Source organism: Butyricimonas muris, from assembly GCF_046365375.1.
In the GTDB taxonomy this organism is placed as follows: Bacteria; Bacteroidota; Bacteroidia; order Bacteroidales; family Marinifilaceae; genus Butyricimonas; species Butyricimonas muris.
Genome location: NZ_JBKEIT010000003.1, coordinates 302,281 through 322,177, shown reverse-complemented (window position 1 = coordinate 322,177; position 19,897 = coordinate 302,281). Strand labels below are relative to the sequence as shown.

Sequence of the window (19,897 nt, the reverse complement as noted above, 5' to 3'; positions counted from 1 at the left end):
ACGAAAAGATGAAAAAATATAAGTTCATATTTATGCTGTTTATGCTGGGGTTCTGTTTTCCCGCTCTCTCCCAAGAGAACGAAACGGAAGACGACGACTCGGAAGCCGTAACGGCAGATTCCGATGCAGCTAAAATCATCGTGAATAAATACCGTCCGGGTGACGGAATCACGTTCTCCGCACCGGACGGGGGATACAACATCAACCTACGGGGATTTATTCAAACTTCCTTTGAAACCCGCAAATACGAGGGTGACGATAAATTCTATTCCCGTTTCCGGATGCGACGTTTACGTCTTCGCTTATCCGGTGACGCTTGGGGTGGTAAAATCGGCTACCGTTTACAGACAGACTTCGCTCAAGCCAATGGCGGCGACGGCGAATTAAGCGGGATGCTACTGGATGCCTTTATTTCTTACAAACCCGTGAAAGGACTAACCTTGACTTTCGGACAAAAGTCCACCCCGACGGATAACCGGGAATTGGGAATGACTTCAAACACGCTACAATTGGTCGACCGCAGTAAACTATCCTCTTATTTCGGTTCCATCCGGGAAGTGGGTATTTTCGTGGACGGTTCTTTCCGTGTCGGACACACGGGTTACATCCGTCCCTCGATTGCCATCACGGACGGCGATGGTAGCGCCACCTTTACCCGCCGTCACGGGGGATTCAAATACGGGGCTCGTGTCAATTACCTGCCTTTCGGGCTATTCCGGGCTTACGGGGAGAGCCGTGGCGGGGACATGGTAAGAGAAGTAGTCCCGAAACTTTCCATCGGTACGGCATTCAGTTACAATGTCGGCATCAGTGACCGGAGAGGTCGGGAAAGCGGTTCTATCCTCTACTTGAACGACGAGAACAAAGAAGCATTACCGGATTACATCAAATTCGTGGCAGACTTCCATTTCAAATACATGGGATTCTCCATGCTGGGCGAGTTCGTGAAAACATGGGCGCACGTGCCAAGTGAAATCACGCAACGGGTGAGAAACGACGGAACAACCTCGACCGATTTCAGCGGAGATATGGAAAAATACGTGAAGGGACGCATGATGCTGGGTTCCGGGTACAATATCCAAGCCGGGTATATGTTCCCCTGCCGCCTGTCGATCGATGCCCGGTACACGCATTTCGATCCGGCAAAAGATTCGTTCCTGCATAACGAACTATACTTCAACCGGAACAACTTTTACGAAATCGGACTCGGCAAATACCTGACGAAATCATACGCCGTGAAAGTACAGGCTTCCGTCGTATTCGTGGATGCCGAACCGGGTAGTAAAAACGTGAACAGTGTCGTGACCAAGGGCAACGAAACGCTCTTTCAAGCTATGATCCAGTTCTCATTCTAATAACAGCAAAAGATGAATACGATGATAAGATACTTATTGACATTATTGATTCTCGTGCAGGTCGGTTCACTTTGGGCACAACAACCTGCCAAGGTTGCCAAAAAATTCTTCCCTGACCCCGAGATGGATATTCAGACACCGTGGTTCCAGAAAGGACGGAAATTCACGACATACAACGAAATGATGACATACATCCGTCAACTCGTTACGCGACATCCCGACAAAGCGACGCTGAATTTTATCGGGAAAACACAGAAAGGTAAAGAGATCCCCGCCGTCACCATTTCCGGGAAGACCAAAAATACCAAGATGAGAGTATTATTCCTCGGACGGGTACACGGCGATGAACCGGGCAGCACGGAGAGCATGCTCTACACGATGGAACGCCTGTTGAACGATCCGGAACTGGCATACCTGTTGCAACGTCTGGAAATCACGATCATCCCCATGGTCAATATCGACGGGGGCAGTCATCTGGAACGGGTAACCGCCAACACGCTGGACCTGAACCGGGATCAAAGCAAACTCGCTACACCGGAAGCCGTGGTTCTACGGGCATTTTACAACAACTACAACCCGCAAGTCGTGATCGACTTCCACGAGTTCCAACCTCTACGTGCCGACTACACGCTAATCAGCACGGATAACATCACCAACTCGTTCGACGCCATGTTCCTCTACACGGGCAACCTCAACGTGCCCGAAGAGTTGCGCAACCTCACGGCGGGCAAATTCGTCGGAAACGCTCGTGAAGCACTTGACTCCAAGGGACTTCGCCATCACGACTATTTCACGACCTCGAAGAAATTCGGGGAAGTGGTATTCAACGTGGGCGGTATCAATCCCCGTTCAACAGCCAACGCTTTCTCTCTGGGTAATTCCGTGGCTATATTAATGGAATTACGAGGCGTGAAAATCGGTAAGACATCCTTGAAACGCAGAATCAACACCGCTTTCACGCTAGCCGAATCGTACTTGAAAACGGCATATGACAACTTCGACGAGGTAATGAATATCACGGCGGAGGCTGCCCGCTCTAAAAACGATATCGTGGTCACCAGTAAAGCCAAAACGGTAGATAATTACGTGCTTCCGTTCATCAGCATGAACACGAATGAAATCGTGGAACTGGAAGTAAACGCCAACCTGTCGTTGGAGTCCACCCCTACCCTCACCCGGAAACGCCCGGAAGCCTATTATATTACCGCTTCCCACCCAGAGATTGCTCAAAAACTGAAACAACTGGGGGTAACGGTCGAAACCCTAACCGCCCCGGCAACCGTCGAGGTGGAAGCATACACGGTAGAGTCGCACAAAGCGGAATACTCGTTATTCGAGAAATTCTATCCCGTGAAAGTGAAAACAAGTGTCGCCGCCAAAACCGTGACCTTCCCCACCGGATCGTTCGTGATTCCCATGAATCAGAAGAACGGTAACGTGGCGGCATCGGTACTCGAACCGGAAGCACCGAACGGTTTTATCAATTACCAGGTTTACGAAACAAAACAAGGAGAGGAATTACCGGTCTACCGGAAAATGAACAGTGAAAAATAAGGGAATTACAGCAATATGAAAACATTATTTATAGCTATCATAACATTATTATCAGCAACCGCAGTTGTTGCACAAGATAATAAAAACACGGCCAAATTTGAATTGGGTAAAGGATTGGATATCAATTTAAACAATGGCGAGTACCACTTCAACTTGAACGGATTTATTCAAGTTTACGGGGCTTACCGCAACCAGAAAGACGGCGAGGACGAATCGGTTTTCGGCGTGAAGAACGCTTTCTTCGGGTTTAAAGGAGGCGCTTTATACAACAAGTTCACTTTTATGCTGGAAGTCAATTTTGCGGATTCCAACCCGTTGATGGACGCATGGGCAGCCTACAATTATAAAGACTACCTCACGATTACCGCCGGACAGAAACAGACATTCACCAACAACCGGGAGATGATGATGCACGAGAAAGGATTGAGCATGGCGGAACGGAGCATCGTGAGTCAATATTTTTCGGGTACGGGACGTGAACTCGGACTTTTCTTCGAAAGCAGATTCCATATCGGGAATGTAGGCTTGAAACCCTCTATCGCCATCACCACAGGCGACGGGAGAAACTCGTTCGGCTCCAGTTCTGTTGACGCGGACATGGGCGGTTTAAAATACGGGGGACGTCTGGACGTACTTCCCCTCGGTGAATTCAAACCGGGCAACGACGGCGTGGGTGCAGACTTCGCGCGGGAAGCCACCCCGAAATTATTGATCGGTGGAGCCATGAGCTACAATGACGGGGCAAGCAACAGCGCGGGTGAAGGCCATGGTGATTTTATCCTCTACGACAAGGACGGGGATACACGATTCCCGGCACTCCGCAAGATTGCAGCCGACTTGTTATTTAAATGGCAAGGCCTGAGCGTGATGGCCGAATACGTGAACTCCTCGGCTACCGACTTGAAAGGTATTTACACCAAATCAACGGGTGATCTTCCCCTCCAGCCGGAAGAGATTGCCAACTACTTGAGCATCGGAAACGGGTACAACGTACAAGTGGGTTATATCTTGAAAAACAGCTGGGCATTCGACGCCCGTTACAGCAAAGTAAAACCGGAATTTAAGGAAACCGCTAAATCCGTATTACTTGAAACCGATGAATACGCCGTGAGTGTTGCCAAATATTTCATTGACAACCGCTTGATGTGTCAAGGCTCTTTCAGTTACTGGAAAAACCCGAACCTGAAAACTTCAAACGAGAAATTAAGCGCAGAATTATCGTTACAAATCATCTTCTAAATCACAAATAATAATCAGAAACGCTTTATGAATTTAAGAATATCTATATTACTGTTGCTTTTCGGCTTTACACTCATTAGCTGTGAATGGAAAAGCGACGTGGACGATCCCATTCTGAATCAACTGGGGACAGGACGGGGAATCGTGACCTACACGGGCTACGAACCGTTGAAGGACAAACCGATAAATTTACATTTCTACATCCCGGAAGGCGATATCAAGGCAATGCCGATCGTGTTTATTTTGCCGGGGACGTCCAGAAATGCCAATGACTATCTGGATGCTTGGGTGAAACATTTCAAAGACCGGAAAGTAATTGCCATTGCCTTGGAATTTCCCCAGAATCATTATTCCACGAGCGAATACATAGAGGGAAATATGTTCAAGAACAACAAGGCACTTCCGGAAGAACAATGGTCATACTCGGTGATTGAAGCCATTTTCGATCACGTGAAATCAGAAACGGGCAATCAATCCGTGCAATACAACATGTTCGGTCATTCCGCGGGAGCTCAATTCGTGCATCGTTTCATCACTTTCAAACAAAACACGCACCTGAACAAAGCCATAGCGGCAAATTCCGGTTGGTACACGGTGCCCGACACGAGAATAGAGTACCCTTACGGGTTGAAAAACTCCGGTTTCTCCGATCTGTCTACCCTAACACATTTATTCGGCTCCAACTTGATCGTGGCATTAGGGGATCAAGATACCGACCCGAACGACAGTTCTTTACGCCACACGCCGGAAGCCGACGCGCAAGGTCTGTACCGTTACGCCCGCGGGGAACACTATTACAGCGAAAGCCAACAAATCAGCCAAACCAACTCGATGATTTTCAACTGGAAAAGAGTCATCGTGAAAGGTGTGGCACACGATTTTGAGGCAATGATGGTGGAAACGGCGGATTACTTGGGTTTATAAACTCATCGTTAATTTCTATAACTATATAAAAAATAAATATTTGTTTGCTTCCTCAAATTGTAGTAATATTGTAATGCGAAAATACAACAACAGCTAATATATAAGACTATGAGTATTAAAGGAACAAAAACAGAACAGAACTTATTGAAATCATTTGCTGGTGAATCACAAGCCAGAAGTCGTTACACTTTCTTTGCAAGCGTGGCTAAAAAAGAAGGCTTCGAGCAAATCGCCGGAGTATTCATGGAAACCGCGGAACAAGAAAAAGAACACGCCAAGAGATTCTTCAAGTTCTTGGAAGGCGGAATGGTTGAAATCACGGCGTCTTACCCCGCGGGAATTATCGGAACTACCGCTGAAAACCTGAAAGCTGCCGCCGAAGGTGAAAACGAAGAATGGGCAGACCTTTACCCTGAATTTGCCAAAGTAGCCGAAGAAGAAGGATTTACCGCTATCGCTGCCGTATTCCGCAATATCGCGAAAGTAGAGGCTGAACACGAGGCTCGTTACAGAACTTTACTCGCTCGCGTTGAAGAAGGAAAAGTATTCGAGAGAGATGAAGAAATCCTGTGGCAATGCCGTAACTGCGGTTACGTGCATAAAGGCAAGACCGCCCCGAAAGCATGCCCGGCATGTGCTCATCCGCAAGCATACTTTGAAGAAAAGAAGAACAACTATTAACGAGAAAAGTTAATAGTTAAAAACTGAAAGCCGGGGATATATTTTTCCGGCTTTCAGTTTTTTATTTTTACACGTGGTAGAAAAATAACAAGGTGATTTTCGTTATATTTGCGTCGAGGAAATAGAATTATATTTTTAAATCAATAAAATAAAAGTCATTATGAAAAAAGTTATCAATTCACCGAAAGCACCGAAAGCAATCGGGCCTTACAGTCAAGCTATTGAAGCCAATGGAACGCTCTATATCAGCGGACAACTTCCTATTGACGTGAACACCGGTAAATTCGCGGAAGGTGGCGTGAAAGAGCAAACCGAACAATGTTTGAAGAACATCGGTTATATCCTCGAAGAAGCCGGATACACTTTCGACAACGTGGTTAAATCAACTTGTTTACTCGGTGATATGTCTTATTTCGCTGAAATGAACGAAGTATACGCGCAATTCTACAAGAGTGACTGCCCGGCACGTGCCGCGTTCGCCGTGAAAGCACTTCCCATGGGCGCTATGGTGGAGATCGAAACGATAGCCGTGAAATAAAAAAAGGAGGTGTGTCAAACACACCTCCTGTCTGTAATGTCTATAAAGTCGAGCCTCCGGCTCCTAAAGTCCATAAAGTTCACGACGCAATAACACAATGATATACAGCATCATAAACAAAACATTCCGATAGATTTGACCTTATGACATTATGGACATTCAGACCTTATGGACGAGAGGGCGATACATGGATCATGTCATGATTTTTGTTTTTCTCCGTTTTTTTTCGTAACTTGGACTGCACTTATAAACACATAAAAACAATGATTATGAGAACATTCGGATTTCTTCTCGTGCTTGCCTTCTTTTGCTCGTGTGCCTCACAGAAAGACATTACCCAAAACAAGAAGGGACGTTGCGCTATCAAAGACTCCGCGCAATATGAATTAATCGTTTTCGATTCCGGGTTCGACTATTGGCTGGCAACTCACCAATCCGTCGCAAACCAACACAGCAACGAATATTATCAAAGCATGAATCTGCAATACTCCATCGAATGGAACAGGCGCTATGCCATGGGCGATCCGAGGATAAACAGTTATATCGATTATAGTATGAATAAAAACTACGGCTTCGATTTTAATTACAAGCTATACATGTATTTCAAATTCTTCGAGGACACGAATCACATCAAACTGATACCGGGAAGCAGAAGCATTTAAATGATTTTAGATTTACGATTTTAGATTTCAACCACACGAGGCTATATCTTTTTTTCAATCCGAAATCGTAAATCATAAATCGTAAATCATCCCGTTTGCCTCTTTTATCGCCTCCGGAGTTCCGAGGTCAAAGGCAAGTCCGTCATGTTGAAAAAGTTCGATAGGATGATTCTTTGCTTGTGCCAGATGTTCGTCGATGATAGAGAAAACATCCCCATGGATCATGTTATGTAAATATTCGGGACTAAGCACCTGTATCCCGCAATAGTTGTATTCTTTCGCCCTATAAAAACCGTCGTCCACGATTTTCTGTTCTCCAGTCCGCTTGTTCTCCCAACCTTTCAATATACCGCCATTAAACTTTAACACCCGATCTGCCAGACAAGGCTTCACCACTAACGTGGCATACGCGTCGTGTTCCTCGTGCTGCCGAATCAAAGCATTCAAATCCAGATCGGTTAATATGTCCACGTTGTGTATCAGCACCGGAGTGTCAGGAAGAAATAAATCACGGGCTTTCAGAACTCCTCCCCCCGTATCAAGCAATCTTTCCCGCTCTTCGGACAGAACGATATCCATTCCGAAATTCTCATGCTCGCGTAGAAAGACCTTTATCTGATCGGCAAAATGATGAATGTTTATCACCAAACGCTCGACCTTCACTTCTTTCATTCTCCCGATCACCCGTTCCAACAAGGCTTTCCCGTTCAATTCCACCAAAGCCTTCGGGCGGTCATCCGTCAACGGTCTTAGCCGTGTGCCTAATCCGGCGGCGAAAATCATTCCATTCATCAACTAATTTTAAATTTAATGATTTATCTTGTAGCTTTCAGATCTCTATTATGTTGTTCTTTATGGCGTACATAACTAACGCGGCAGTATTGCGACATCCCGTCTTGCTTAGCAGATTGGCACGGTGTTTATCCACCGTTCGTTTACTGATAAACAACTCGTCGGCAATCTCTTGGTTGGAAAGCCCGCGGCAAACGTGGTACAATATTTCCAATTCCCGTTCCGAAATGTCATTATCCACCACTTCCGGCACGTCATTTTTATTATCCCGCATATTATTCAAGATATTCACCAACAACTCTTCCGAGAAGAAACTCTCCCCTTCCGCCACCTTTTGAATCGCCGTTACCACTTTATCAATACCGGAATTTTTCAACAAAAATCCTTTCGCTCCCGCGTCGATCATCTTGTAATAATATTGCTCGTCCCCGTACATGGAAAGCACGATAATTTTCAAGCCGGGCTTCATCTTCATCGCCTCGACCGTCGCCTCGATCCCGTTCATTCCCGGCATCTCGATATCCATGAGTACCACGTCACAATCCACGAACGAGAGATTCTCGATAAACTCCCGACCGTTCGAAGCCTCGTAGATATGTCGCACGAAATCCTGCGTCGAGAGCAACAGCTTCAATCCCTCGCGAAATAACTTGTGGTCGTCGACCAGATATATTCTCAATTTATCCATATTCAAACAACTACTTACATTTTATAAAAGCCCGGGCAATCATTCCCTTTCCCCGCTCGCTCAATATCTTGATATCCCCGTTACCGGAGTTCAGACGATATTGCATATTACTCAATCCCATTCCCCCGTCACTTTCCGCCAGTTTCACGTCAAATCCCATGCCGTTATCCTCGTATTCGAGGTATAGGATATCATTTTGCAATTGCAGGTCAATACTGATTTTACTCGCTTCGGCATGGCGCAGCGTGTTATTGAGCAATTCGCAAACCACACGATACATGATAACCTCGACGTTATAAGCGAAACGGCGATTCTCTACATTTGTTTCAAAAGTTATCTCGATACCTTCGGCCGGACGCAATTTCTTGATAAATGACCCCACGGCATCCTTTAGCCCGAAATTGTTCAATATGTGCGGACTGATATTCGCGGATATCTCCCGGACTCCCACGATGGCCTCGTCTACTGCCAGTTTCAAGTTTCCCTTGATCTTCTCGTTTACCTCCGGGGTATTACTATGGTCAAAACCGGAAAGCAGCATTTTTATCACGCTCAGCAACGGTCCCAGACCGTCATGCAATTCTTTGGCAAATCGTTGCCTTTCCTGTTCCTCCGTGCGGATCACTGCCGACAAAACCCTTTTCTCCGTTTCACTCCGTATCCCGTCCAAACGCCGCAGGAATTGAAATACTTTCCGTATATAAAATGCCCCGATGGCAAATGCCAAGGAAATCACGAACGACAGCCATACTTTCGTCTGGTATAACTCTTCCGATTCTCCCCGGTGCATGGACGGCACCAACTCTATCGCCCGGTAAATCGCCATAAGAAAAAAGCCCGTGGAAATCAATATCCACGCCGCGTTGAATTTTGTCCGCTTAAATAAACTGATTGCAAATCCCATCGCCACGATCTGCAACAACAACGATAAATATACAACGATCTGTGTCACCAAGAGATATATTAAATTAAAAGTTAAAAACTAAAAGATAAAAGTTATCTGTCAAATATCGGTATAATTTACAAATTTACCAAACGCCACAGGGCAAATACGTTAAAACGCTTTTACCCTGCTAGAACGGATACCCGATTGCCACATTAAATACCGAACGACGGAAACCTCCGCCCGAGTTAAACAACACGAAACGCTGTCCGGCGGGGAGCGCGGGATCTTTCAGTTTTATACCCAAGTCGAAACGCAGAAGGAAGAAATTAGCGTTCAATCGTAATCCGGCTCCCGTACCTATCGCTATCTGGTTGAAGAAATTGTAATTCAATTTTGCACCGTGACGGGTTTCTTTCGGGTTGATATTCCACACGTTTCCGGCATCGAGGAACAAAGCACCCTCCAGTAGCCAAAGTAATTTGAAACGATACTCGATATTGGCTGCCAACTTGAAATCCCCCACGCTATTCGGGTACTTTTCCGTTGCCAGATATGACCCCGGTCCCAGTGTCCGAGCCTGCCAAGCCCGCATATCGTTAGCCCCTCCCCCGTAAAAGGCCTCCTCGAAAGGCAACACTTTCATGTTCCCGTACGGGTAACCGCAACCGACAAAGAAACGCCCGACGAGGGAGTTCGCCCGGTTGATATACCAATTGTAACGGTATTCGGCATCCGATTTGACAAATTGCGCGTACCGTACACCCAACAACTTATAATATTTCTCGTCCAGACTCTCACCTGTCTTCTTGCCGCCGGAAAGGCGATCTATCGCGTTCAACACGTTACCGGAAGTTTCCACGTTCACCCGGAAATAATTATAATTCATTGCTTTCGCGTTCAGAAGCTGATCGGTAAAGGTCGCGGAGAACACGGCCGAAAGAATCATGTGGTCCGTGTAGGCATTCTTGATATACTCATTTTTCAGCCCGTCAATAAAACTCTTGTCGACATCCTTCATCAACACGTAATTCAAATCGATCAAATCAAAATTATACCGCCATTTCTTATCCGCTTTCCGCCACAAGTAACCGAACCGGGCGTTGGCAATCGAACGGGTATAATAAGGCGTGTATTCATAACTGTAAGAGAAAGATATCGACGTCTTCGGGGCATAATTCCGACGGAAATCTTTCATCCGCAAGAAAGGCATCCAGAACTGCGGCGTCACGAGTTTCAATTCCGCCCCGATCTCCGTGGTATTAAATAATTTTCCCTCCCCGTTCACTTGCTCCTTACGCAGGCTTCCCCACACGCTGGCAGAGATATTCTCGCCCGCCCGAAACACGTTACGGTGGTTATACGTGAAGTTTCCCCCGACTCCCAAGTTACCCGAATTATGAGTTCCTTCCAAGAACACGTTATATGACTGTCTTTTCACGGGGGACAACTGTATCGTGCAATCCAACGCTTTCACCTCCCCGTCGGATTCCACCTCTTTGAAGTCGATATTCACCAGCTTGAAAAGATTCAACGCCTGTAAACGCACGTAAGTATCAATCACCCGTTGCGCATCGTACAATTCCATTCGCTGCAACTGTATCGTCTCGATAATCATCTTCGGCTTGATTTTCAACTTATCCTTGTACAATATCGTGTACCCGTTATACACCAATGAATTATAGGTCGCAGCAACCTGTTCCGCGCTCACGAGAGGATCATAGTCAAAGTTGACGCTGATATTCCGCACGAAATAACGCTTGTAGGCATTACTGTCCACGGCATTCTCGACAATACGCACGAAGACTTTTGCCATATTCTCTTTTTTCACAGTCGACGTGTCTGCCATAAAACGAATAAAATTCTTCGAGAAGTTGAAGTACCCTTTTTCCCGAAGCGCTTTCGTGATCCTTTCCCGCTCGTCGTCCAGCACGTCCAAATCCAAAGGTGCATTTTTCTCCAACAGCGTGTTCACCGTGTCTCTCCGGTAATTCGCCATTAAACCGCTTTCTTCCGCGATCCGATTTTCCGGCCGTCCTTCGGGGGCATCAAATTTTATACTCTCGATCGAGGTCACGGGACCGACTTTCACCTTATACTCCACGTTCGCCCTTTTCTTCTTGTAATACACCGTATCATGCACTTCCGCTTGATAGAATCCTTTATTGTGAAGGAATAATTCTATTTGCTCGACACTCCGTTTCGTTAAAAAGGGATCGTAAATCACGGGAGCCTCCCCGATACGACGCAACCATTGATTAAATTTCTTTTTTTCGTTCCGTCCGCTTAAATTATAAAGCCCCAAATGGAACCGCACGGTACCCAGAATCCGGGTGTTCGGTTTTTGTCGTATACTCCGCCTCACATCACTCCTATTCAGCTTGTAATCATCCACTTTCACCTTCACGTGATCCAACAAATACTCATCCTTCCCGACATACTTCGTCGGGGAACACGAATACAGGAAGTAGAATATAAAAAGAATAAAACTTATCTTGTACGCTCCACGCATGCTCAAAAATCTCAAAAAAATACTATGTTTGTGTTTTAATTCTAATCAGCAAACTTGAAAAGTATGCTTAGTAAACACTTAACAAATATAATCCAAAACCTTGAAAAAAAGAAATTCAGGGAAAAATATAATTTGTTCAAAATAGAGGGTGAAAAACTCGTGCAGGAATTATTCCTTTCCGACATGAAGGTTGACACCTTGATCGCCCGTCCCTCGTGGATTGAACGCAACAGGCAAAAAGCACAGTCATACAACACGATAGAAGTCAACGAAATTGAAATGGGACGAGTTTCCAACTTCAAATCCCTCCCCGAAGTAATCGCTTTGGCACAGATTCCGGTCAAAGAACACTCGCCGGAAGAAATAAAAAATGAGCTTAGCATCGTGCTCAACGGTATTCAAGATCCCGGTAATCTCGGCACGATTCTCCGCTTGAGTGATTGGTTTGGAGTTAGGCACGTGTTTTGTGACCATGATTGTGCGAACATTTTTAACCCGAAATCCGTTCAAGCGAGTATGGGTGCAATTTTCAGGGTGAACGTGTTCTACTTGGATCTTGTTGAATTTATCCCGCGATTCGTGGATCAGAATTTCCCCTGTTACGGGGCGTTTCTGGAAGGAGAAAACATCTACCGGACTGAACTTCGAACGAAAGGATTTATCGTCATGGGAAACGAGGGGAACGGTATCAGTCCCGAAATAGAAAGGTTTGTTACCCGAAAAATAACAATCCCCAGCTTTGCACACAGCCCCTATTCGACGGAATCCCTGAACGTGGGCGTTGCCACCGGCATCATCCTCTCGGAATTTAAACGGATAGAATATAAATAGCAACAATTTATTTAATCACACAAAAAAGAACAGTATGAAAAAGATTGTAATTTTAGCGTTCTTCAGCCTTATCGGTTTAACTACCATGGCTCAATCCCTCCCTATCAGTCTGGGTATCCACGGCGGTTGGAACGATGCGAAAATCAAAGCAAAAGAGTACAAAGTAGAATCCCACGGCGGATACATGATCGGTGCCTTTGCCAGAATCAATTTCGGAAGTATTTATCTGGAACCGGCTTTAAACTTCGCTCACAAGGAAAGTAAAGTTACCGCCGGAAATATCGGGAAATTCAAATACAGCTCTATTGACATTCCGGTTATGGTCGGTTACCATATACTGGAACTCCCGATCTTCAAACTTCGCGGATTCGTTGGTCCGGTAGCCTCTTTCACAACAAAAAAACTTAAAAAAGATATGTTTGACACCGACAAGATGATGTGGAACGGTAAAGTCGGCGCCGGTGTAGATGTATGGAAAGTTACTTTCGATATCGACTACGAATTCGGTTTAAAGAAATTCGGTGACGGCATCAAAGCCCCGAAATCATGGAACTTGACTCTTGGATTCAAGATTATCTGATGAACTGAAAATAATAGCTAAAAACTACAAGTGTATTCTAACCTTTAGTTTTTAGCTATTCACTTTTAACTTCCACTAATAACCCATTCCCAGATAGGAACAACCTTTATATCGTCACAAGTGTCTTTTTGATTATACGTAATCAGTGTCTTTGATTTCAATGAAACCACATCAGTCACAAAACCTTTTAATTCCCTCATGCTATTCATTTCATTTAATTCATAACATACTTGAAAACAATGTGCTTCACCATCTTTGTATGCTATAAAGTCACATTCCGTCTTACTATTATCAAACGATATGTTTTCATACCCCTTGTTTTTCAACTCATTATAGACCAAGTTTTCCAAGGCATTCCCACTCTGCGGTGAATAACGAAACACGTTAGCCACAATTAACCCATTATCAATACAATAACATTTATGCTGCGAACGATTCGTTTCTTTCAATGAATAGGAAAAATTACGCACATCCGAACAAATATAACTATCACACAGGTAGTTCAAATAAGTCAAAATTGTATTTTCGTTACTTTTCAACGCTTTAGCTACCGTGGGTATTGAAAAACGATTACCCACGTATTGTAACAAATAGTTGACAAGGCGATAAAACAAATAAGTATCGCGAATATTATTATAGATAATACAATCTTTCTGCACAATGGAATCAAAATAACTTTTCAATAATTCCAACTTGATATTCTCATCGACATCACTCAACACAATTTCCGGAAAACTACCATACAATAAAACACTATCTACAATACGCAAGACATCCGGTGTGTTATGATAGCAATCAAGCAAAGTAGAAAATCCTTTTGCCCGAAGTACTTCAGAAAGAGAAAACGGACGTACTTCATTCTCAAAATAGCGACCTGATAGTAAAGCAGAAAAGCGATTCTGCAATAAATTAGAATTAGAACCGGTTATATATATTTTAGTAAACAAATTACTATCATAAACACTTTTCACAAAAAGTTCCCAATCCTGTATGTGTTGCACCTCATCTAAAAACAGATATTTAACCTTAATACCCGTCAACTTCTCGGCATTTTCTATCACACTAAAAAGTTTGGATGAACTATCCCAAAAAGGAATAAATTGAGGATCATCCAGATTCAGTACTAAAATTTCCTTACCTTCTATTCCTGTAGCCAATAAATCATTTATTAACAACTTGAAAATCGTAGATTTACCACAACGACGAACCCCTGTTAGGATTTGCACGTGACGCAGATTCTTTTTTTTCAATAGATTCGCCATAATATCTCTATTACACAAATCTTTGAAATCTATATTGCTCCATTGTGGATTCTGACGAATAAGTGTCTTTTCCATATTAAATTGAATTTATACGATATTTTCCCCACAAAATTACAACTATCTATTCAATTTACCGAAACATATTTCAAAAAAAACTCATTTTTATCTAAGTATATTTCGGTAAAATAAGTATTTTGCCGAAATATACTTAGATAAAACCCGTAACTGCCGCGGGCGATCATTTTATATACAGCACCTCCTTATCCCGGTACCTTCCCATATCCGACAATATCACTTTCTCTCCCGAAGTCAGTCCCTGCACGACCTCCACGTGTTCAAAACCACTCTCGCCCAGCACGACTTTTCGTTTCTCGGCACGGTCGCCGTTCACTACCCACATATCGTAATCGCCTTTACCCATGTAATAAGCTCCCGTCGGGATTCGTAACACGTCGTCTTTCATGGCGTGGGTAACATGCACATCCACTTTCAGCCCGGAACGCAAACGGGTGTTGCTATGCTCCGTCAGGAACACGACAAACTTGATAATCCCGTTATTCACCGAGGGAGTGACATTCCCGACTGTCCCGGCAAGTTTCTCGCTCCCGATCACCACGTTCACCCGGTTACCCGTGGTAATCTTATCCGCATAACTATCGGCAATCTCCCCTTCCACTTTAAAACTCGACAAATCGGATAATATCGCCAGATTGCTTCCCTGTGACACGGAAGAACCTACTTGATCGTTAATCCACGTCAACGTGGCAGAACGTGGTGCCAGTACCTGCGCTTCACCCAACGTTTTGTACAACAAGTCAATATTCTTTTTGGCTATCTTGTAATCCAATTCCAACGACCGGATTTCCGATCGAGAGGCACTTTGCTTGTTCTCGAACTTGCGCTTCAGTTGCTCCTGCTGCATCTGCTTCACCGTGTAATTCAACTCCGCCTCCCTCACTTTCTCTTGAGTGCTCGCCCCGATACTATCCAGATAGCGCTCGTTATTCAACGCCACCAACGTACGTTTCAACATCATCTCGTCGATATCAATTTGCATCTTCATCTCCGCCAAATCACTCGCTATCGTTTTTCGTTGCAAATCCAATTTGCTCAACTGCATCTCCAGCGACTCCTTTTTGGTTTCATAATCCGTCCGGATCGTTTCCAGATCCAACTGCAACAACGGTTCCCCCTTCTCCACCCGGTCACCCGATTTCTTGTACACCTCCAATACCTTCGAGGATACCGGCGAAGTCACAATCTCCTCGGCAAAAGGCACAACCTTCCCCGTGGCGTACACGGAAACCTCCACGGCTCCCTCGTCCACTGTCCCGAAATTCACCTCCGCACCCCGTATCTTGGGCTGAAACACGCCCACCAAAAACCAAAACATCCCCACGCTTGCCATCACGGTAATAACGACTTTTATTATCAATTTCTTTTTACGTCGTTTCTTCATCTCCGGAGAAATAGCCTGATCCATACTTCAATATTTTTCTTGTTGGTAAATAATATCTTCTTTCTTCTCGAAATCATACAATGTCAATTTCCGCAGGTTATAAAAATACACCCACGACGAATACAATTGGCTGATATACGTGCGCCGGGCATTGTCCTGCTCCGTCTGTGCCGTGTTCAAGTCAAGCACACTGATTTGCCCTAGCACGAAAGTCTCGTACGCCGTCTTGTATCGTTTCTGTGCCACGGTATCCGCCAGACGCACGATCTCGTTCAACCGGTTCTGCTCCTGATACTGTTTCACCGTGGTCAACACGTTTTGCTCGAAAGCCTGCATATCCTGTTCCACCTGCATCTTGGCAATCTCTTCCCGGGAACGGGCAAGTTCCACCTGTCCCCTGCCTTTTCCCCAGTTCAGCAAAGGAATACTGATTCCCAGACTCACCGATTCCCGGTTGCGCAGGTTATTGTACGTGTCCTTAAAGTTCTTATCACTTCCCGTGAACCCGATAGAGGCGTAAATATCCGCTTGAAAACCCCGTCCGGCTTTCGCCCCCGCCACTTGCTGCTGTGCTTCCAACAAACGGCAAACCACCTCGTAACGGAAAGGATTATTCCTGTTCGCCAATTCGATCACGTGTTTGAACGTCACCTCGATTTCCGGACACTCCCCCGGTATCTCCGGCACGATCACCACCCGATCGTTATACCCCAAATAGTTCCGCAAGGCAAACATCTTCTGCTCGTACGCCTGTTCCGTCTGTATCAAGGAAGACGAAGCGTTCAAGTAATTCAGTTTCAACTGCAACAAATCATTATCGGAAATCAATCCCCGCTCCCGCTTCCCTTGGGCAATCTGTACCAGCTTCTCGGAACTCTTCAAATTCTGCTTGTCAATATTCACGTTTATCATCGCCAGCAACAAATCAAAATAATAAGAGATAGCCTGCACCGACACGCTCTCCATGCTTACCGCGAATTGTTGCCGCGCCTGTTTATACTTCTCCGGCTCGATCTTCATGCTCCACTTCAAGGGATTCGCCGTCACCAACGGTTGCGAGAACACCACGTTAAAAGGCACGCTCATGTACTCCGTTTCTTTGTTCCCGTCCAACTGATCCACCCGTTCCAACTGCGACTGCAAAGACAACTGTCCCCCCGTCAACGGGATATTCTGCGTCACGGACAGTGACAACTGTTCTGAAATCGAATTACTCGAAACATACTTGTACGTCCCGTCCTCCTTCAGATAACTCGACAATGTCCTGTTGAAACTCGGCAATGTCCCCGCCAACTTCACGTTCGGTAACAAATCCGCCTTGTAATTCCTGTACTGCCAATACGCCGCCCGCAACTGACTCTTCGCCACCATCGCGTCCAATGACTGCTCTTGCGCCAAACGTATCGCTTCCTCCAGCGAAATCACCCTTTCTTCCTGCTGCCCTGCCACAGACAACACGAACAATAACCAGCCTATCATCAAAAACGTCTTCATACAATTTCCATTTTACAAATTACTCGTCTCTCATCGCCTCTACCGGATTTACCTTAGATACTTGATAAGCAGGCCACCACGCGCTAAACACCGAGAACAAAACCATGATAACAAAAGTTATCCCTACGGTCATCACGTGTACCGCCGTCCATTCATACACGAAACAGAACAGCAAGATTCCCGGCAATGCCGCCATCACGCTCAATATCAAACTCTCCAAAACAACAAGACTCACCAAACGGTTTCTGGTTGCACCAACAACCACACGTAAAGCAAACTCCACTTTCCGCTTTTTAGAATTTAACCAAAACAACCCGAAAGTCCCGATAAAAGCGAAAAGCAGCAAAAAACTCGTGGGAACAACCTGCATCACGATGCTGGAAACCGTGTCATACATGGAGCCTATTTTTGAATCTTCCATACTAGAACAAGTTTGTACAGCCTTATTTGCCAACCCCATACGCTTAAACTCTCTACTGAAACAAGCGTGGAATTCATCTTCAAATCCCGATTTAATTTTAGCACAACATTCATTGTATCCATATCGCGACACTATCTCTTTAGGAACAATGATTGACTCCGGACTATCCGCAAACACACTTTGCTTTATTCCGGCAATAATACCCACAACCGTAAACGTGTTTCCCATCTGCAACTTCCGCCCCATCGCGTCATGCCATCCTAATTTATCCATCAATTGACGACTGACAATAGCCGGATAGGAACCGTCCTCTAAAGTTCCTTCGATTATCCACGTTCCCTCTTCCAACTCCAGATTGAACACTTTTTTTGCCGCTTTATCCGCAAATCTCACAATAACCCCGACAGCCTTACCATCCGCTCTCACGGTATCGCCATACATTTCGACATAATATCGGTGCGACCGCAAATAAGGAGCAAGCCCCACACTCTCGGTTATCGCTTCTACAAACGGCTCTTTTCGCATTTTTTCAATAATAACATCCATACAACGAGCAACTTCCGACTGTTCCTCCCGACTCATACCTTGTCCGCCGCCACCACCATGTAGCATATACCCGAAAAGTATCACGTTATCCGTGTTTAACAAACCCGGTTCCCTGTATTTACTAATCGCTTCAAATAACGACACCAAACTCACCATCAAAATAATAAATATCAACACCTGTTCAATCAACACCCCGGTATATTTTCTCCTGTTATACCAAAGTATTTTTAATATATGTCGTATCATTTTGAACCTCCTTTCAACATAATATTAATATTACTCTTAGCTATCATATACGCCGGTATACTGCCGGACAAAAGCGTGAACAACAGAGCAAGAGGAAACACTCCACATAGAACAACGAAGAAATCCAAATTCTCGACCAGAGAAACCTGTCCATCTTCTCCACTATTGAAAAATAATATACTTATCCCATCCGCTATCGGGAACGTCAGACACACCCCTAAAATCGCTCCAATAATTACCAGTATGGATATCTCCGTCATTACCTGCACGAACGAATCGAATATACCAGCACCCAAAGCTCGCTTCAAAGCAATCTCTGTCGTATAATTATCCACGTTAGCCATATTCAACGTGACAATATTTATTGCCGGTATCATCAACAGTAAAAGAATAGCAACGGGTATCCCGTAAGAATATAAATCAATACCAAAATTATAAATTCGTTCTTCTTGAAAAGTATATAACTTATCCGGCGTCATATTCACCTCGATATGAATCATATCCCAATATTCTTTGATCGCCGCGGCAACATGTTCTTTAGCACTTTGGATAGAAATATCCCTAGGGAATAAAACACCCAGATCATAATACCCGAATCCCCGCGGAGAAAAACTATTAAAAACATAAGGAACCCAAATCCCATCCGCTTGTATCGCAGTAACAGAATAAGTACTTACAACGCCAATTACAGTGTATTCCCGACCTTGAATATCCATTTTCTGCCCGATAGCTTCACCTTTCCTAAAAAATTTATTCGCCACATCTTCCCTCACCACCGCGTAAGCTGCTTTGTTTTGACATTCCTCTTCCGTGAAAGCCCGTCCTTCAATAAAATCAAACTGATTTATCTTCCAATATCCCCCATTTACAAAAGCAAAATAAGAATTCTTATATATATCATTTGCCGACACCTCACCCGAACTATAATAATACATGAAATAATCTTCCTTGTTTTTTATTTTTTCCATCAACCAAGAAGTACTTCCAGCATAGATTCCTCCTATATCCTCTCCTTTTACATTATTGAAACGACTAAACACAATCACCCTTTTCGCGTTAACGAAAGGAGCTTTACTGGCAGCAGCCACATCATACACGAGTTGTAGTACTATAGCAACAAACACGAACGTAAACGCCGTACCAATGATACAGAACAAAGCATAAGCCTTATTATGCATGATACTGTATACCGCCGATTGGATATAATTCTTCAATTTATTCATAATCGCA

The 19,897-nt window shown here is 44.6% G+C and carries 18 protein-coding genes; 9 read left to right on the top strand and 9 right to left on the bottom strand.

The genetic code is table 11. From position 1 onward, the window contains the following. The first annotated feature begins 8 nt into the window (after nt 1–8). The 7 genes from ACK8P8_RS06755 (at nt 9) to ACK8P8_RS06725 (ending at nt 6,953) form a co-directional block, all read left to right on the top strand. Nucleotides 9–1,355: a porin gene (locus tag ACK8P8_RS06755; protein ID WP_099292206.1), complete on the top strand. Its 1,347-nt coding sequence runs from the start codon at nt 9–11 to the stop codon at nt 1,353–1,355. 12 nt (nt 1,356–1,367) lie between these two features. Further along, nucleotides 1,368–2,909 (top strand): M14 family zinc carboxypeptidase, encoded by a 1,542-nt coding sequence (locus ACK8P8_RS06750; protein ID WP_410025645.1) that lies wholly within the window; start codon nt 1,368–1,370, stop codon nt 2,907–2,909. Between the two features lie 15 nt (nt 2,910–2,924). Further along, nucleotides 2,925–4,148 (top strand): putative porin, encoded by a 1,224-nt coding sequence (locus ACK8P8_RS06745; RefSeq protein WP_369860645.1) that lies wholly within the window; start codon nt 2,925–2,927, stop codon nt 4,146–4,148. A gap of 27 nt (nt 4,149–4,175) precedes the next feature. Further along, nucleotides 4,176–5,072: a hypothetical protein gene (locus ACK8P8_RS06740; RefSeq protein WP_369860646.1), complete on the top strand. Its 897-nt coding sequence runs from the start codon at nt 4,176–4,178 to the stop codon at nt 5,070–5,072. A gap of 108 nt (nt 5,073–5,180) precedes the next feature. Beyond that, complete coding sequence (gene rbr, locus ACK8P8_RS06735; protein ID WP_018336532.1) at nt 5,181–5,753, top strand: rubrerythrin; 573 nt, start codon at nt 5,181–5,183, stop codon at nt 5,751–5,753. A gap of 160 nt (nt 5,754–5,913) precedes the next feature. Then, nucleotides 5,914–6,291: a RidA family protein gene (locus tag ACK8P8_RS06730; RefSeq protein ID WP_099292202.1), complete on the top strand. Its 378-nt coding sequence runs from the start codon at nt 5,914–5,916 to the stop codon at nt 6,289–6,291. Nucleotides 6,292–6,560: 269 nt separating this feature from the next. After that, nucleotides 6,561–6,953 (top strand): DUF6146 family protein, encoded by a 393-nt coding sequence (locus tag ACK8P8_RS06725; protein ID WP_099292201.1) that lies wholly within the window; start codon nt 6,561–6,563, stop codon nt 6,951–6,953. Nucleotides 6,954–7,025: 72 nt separating this feature from the next. Here ACK8P8_RS06725 and ACK8P8_RS06720 read toward each other — a convergent pair whose 3' ends face one another. From ACK8P8_RS06720 to tamL, 4 genes are all read right to left on the bottom strand, one after another. Then, nucleotides 7,026–7,745, bottom strand: coding sequence for a sugar phosphate nucleotidyltransferase (locus ACK8P8_RS06720; RefSeq protein WP_369860647.1), 720 nt, complete (start codon nt 7,743–7,745; stop codon nt 7,026–7,028). Between the two features lie 37 nt (nt 7,746–7,782). Beyond that, a complete protein-coding gene (locus ACK8P8_RS06715; RefSeq protein ID WP_369860648.1) occupies nt 7,783–8,433 on the bottom strand; it encodes a response regulator transcription factor in 651 nt (216 codons plus the stop codon). A gap of 10 nt (nt 8,434–8,443) precedes the next feature. After that, the gene (locus tag ACK8P8_RS06710; RefSeq protein ID WP_369860649.1) at nt 8,444–9,385 is read right to left on the bottom strand and encodes a sensor histidine kinase; all 942 of its coding nucleotides are present in this window, start codon (nt 9,383–9,385) and stop codon (nt 8,444–8,446) included. A gap of 121 nt (nt 9,386–9,506) precedes the next feature. After that, nucleotides 9,507–11,843: a translocation and assembly module lipoprotein TamL gene (gene tamL, locus ACK8P8_RS06705; RefSeq protein ID WP_255302013.1), complete on the bottom strand. Its 2,337-nt coding sequence runs from the start codon at nt 11,841–11,843 to the stop codon at nt 9,507–9,509. A 48-nt stretch (nt 11,844–11,891) separates the two neighbouring features. On the opposite strand from tamL, the gene ACK8P8_RS06700 reads away from it, so the two are divergent. Both ACK8P8_RS06700 and ACK8P8_RS06695 read left to right on the top strand, forming a co-directional pair. Beyond that, nucleotides 11,892–12,659, top strand: coding sequence for an RNA methyltransferase (locus ACK8P8_RS06700; protein ID WP_369860650.1), 768 nt, complete (start codon nt 11,892–11,894; stop codon nt 12,657–12,659). 34 nt (nt 12,660–12,693) lie between these two features. Beyond that, on the top strand, nt 12,694–13,239 hold the full coding sequence (locus ACK8P8_RS06695; protein WP_292271354.1) for a porin family protein: 546 nt from the start codon (nt 12,694–12,696) through the stop codon (nt 13,237–13,239). Between the two features lie 65 nt (nt 13,240–13,304). Here ACK8P8_RS06695 and ACK8P8_RS06690 read toward each other — a convergent pair whose 3' ends face one another. The 5 genes from ACK8P8_RS06690 to ACK8P8_RS06670 all read right to left on the bottom strand — a co-directional run bounded on the left by ACK8P8_RS06690 (nt 13,305) and on the right by ACK8P8_RS06670 (nt 19,890). After that, complete coding sequence (locus ACK8P8_RS06690; RefSeq protein WP_410025642.1) at nt 13,305–14,576, bottom strand: ATP-binding protein; 1,272 nt, start codon at nt 14,574–14,576, stop codon at nt 13,305–13,307. A 163-nt stretch (nt 14,577–14,739) separates the two neighbouring features. Next, entirely contained in the window at nt 14,740–15,984 is a 1,245-nt protein-coding gene (locus tag ACK8P8_RS06685) for an efflux RND transporter periplasmic adaptor subunit (protein ID WP_186975220.1), read from the bottom strand. A 3-nt stretch (nt 15,985–15,987) separates the two neighbouring features. Continuing rightward, complete coding sequence (locus ACK8P8_RS06680) at nt 15,988–17,454, bottom strand: TolC family protein (RefSeq protein WP_410025641.1); 1,467 nt, start codon at nt 17,452–17,454, stop codon at nt 15,988–15,990. Between the two features lie 19 nt (nt 17,455–17,473). Then, nucleotides 17,474–18,667 carry an ABC transporter permease gene (locus ACK8P8_RS06675; protein ID WP_410025640.1) on the bottom strand — a complete coding sequence of 398 codons (1,194 nt, stop codon included), beginning with the start codon at nt 18,665–18,667 and terminating at the stop codon, nt 17,474–17,476. Next, a complete protein-coding gene (locus ACK8P8_RS06670; protein ID WP_410025639.1) occupies nt 18,664–19,890 on the bottom strand; it encodes an ABC transporter permease in 1,227 nt (408 codons plus the stop codon). The genes ACK8P8_RS06675 and ACK8P8_RS06670 overlap by 4 nt, the downstream gene beginning before the upstream one ends. Nucleotides 19,891–19,897: the final 7 nt, after the last annotated feature.

What these genes read in the sequence shown, in the direction of transcription:
- ACK8P8_RS06755 (WP_099292206.1), top strand. Translation starts at nt 9, where the DNA reads ATGAAAAAATATAAGTTCATATTTATGCTGTTTATGCTGGGGTTCTGT.
- ACK8P8_RS06750 (WP_410025645.1), top strand. Translation starts at nt 1,368, where the DNA reads ATGAATACGATGATAAGATACTTATTGACATTATTGATTCTCGTGCAG.
- ACK8P8_RS06745 (WP_369860645.1), top strand. Translation starts at nt 2,925, where the DNA reads ATGAAAACATTATTTATAGCTATCATAACATTATTATCAGCAACCGCA.
- ACK8P8_RS06740 (WP_369860646.1), top strand. Translation starts at nt 4,176, where the DNA reads ATGAATTTAAGAATATCTATATTACTGTTGCTTTTCGGCTTTACACTC.
- rbr (WP_018336532.1), top strand. Translation starts at nt 5,181, where the DNA reads ATGAGTATTAAAGGAACAAAAACAGAACAGAACTTATTGAAATCATTT.
- ACK8P8_RS06730 (WP_099292202.1), top strand. Translation starts at nt 5,914, where the DNA reads ATGAAAAAAGTTATCAATTCACCGAAAGCACCGAAAGCAATCGGGCCT.
- ACK8P8_RS06725 (WP_099292201.1), top strand. Translation starts at nt 6,561, where the DNA reads ATGAGAACATTCGGATTTCTTCTCGTGCTTGCCTTCTTTTGCTCGTGT.
- ACK8P8_RS06720 (WP_369860647.1), bottom strand. Translation starts at nt 7,745, where the DNA reads ATGAATGGAATGATTTTCGCCGCCGGATTAGGCACACGGCTAAGACCG.
- ACK8P8_RS06715 (WP_369860648.1), bottom strand. Translation starts at nt 8,433, where the DNA reads ATGGATAAATTGAGAATATATCTGGTCGACGACCACAAGTTATTTCGC.
- ACK8P8_RS06700 (WP_369860650.1), top strand. Translation starts at nt 11,892, where the DNA reads ATGCTTAGTAAACACTTAACAAATATAATCCAAAACCTTGAAAAAAAG.
- ACK8P8_RS06695 (WP_292271354.1), top strand. Translation starts at nt 12,694, where the DNA reads ATGAAAAAGATTGTAATTTTAGCGTTCTTCAGCCTTATCGGTTTAACT.
- ACK8P8_RS06690 (WP_410025642.1), bottom strand. Translation starts at nt 14,576, where the DNA reads ATGGAAAAGACACTTATTCGTCAGAATCCACAATGGAGCAATATAGAT.
- ACK8P8_RS06685 (WP_186975220.1), bottom strand. Translation starts at nt 15,984, where the DNA reads ATGGATCAGGCTATTTCTCCGGAGATGAAGAAACGACGTAAAAAGAAA.
- ACK8P8_RS06680 (WP_410025641.1), bottom strand. Translation starts at nt 17,454, where the DNA reads ATGAAGACGTTTTTGATGATAGGCTGGTTATTGTTCGTGTTGTCTGTG.
- ACK8P8_RS06675 (WP_410025640.1), bottom strand. Translation starts at nt 18,667, where the DNA reads ATGATACGACATATATTAAAAATACTTTGGTATAACAGGAGAAAATAT.
- ACK8P8_RS06670 (WP_410025639.1), bottom strand. Translation starts at nt 19,890, where the DNA reads ATGAATAAATTGAAGAATTATATCCAATCGGCGGTATACAGTATCATG.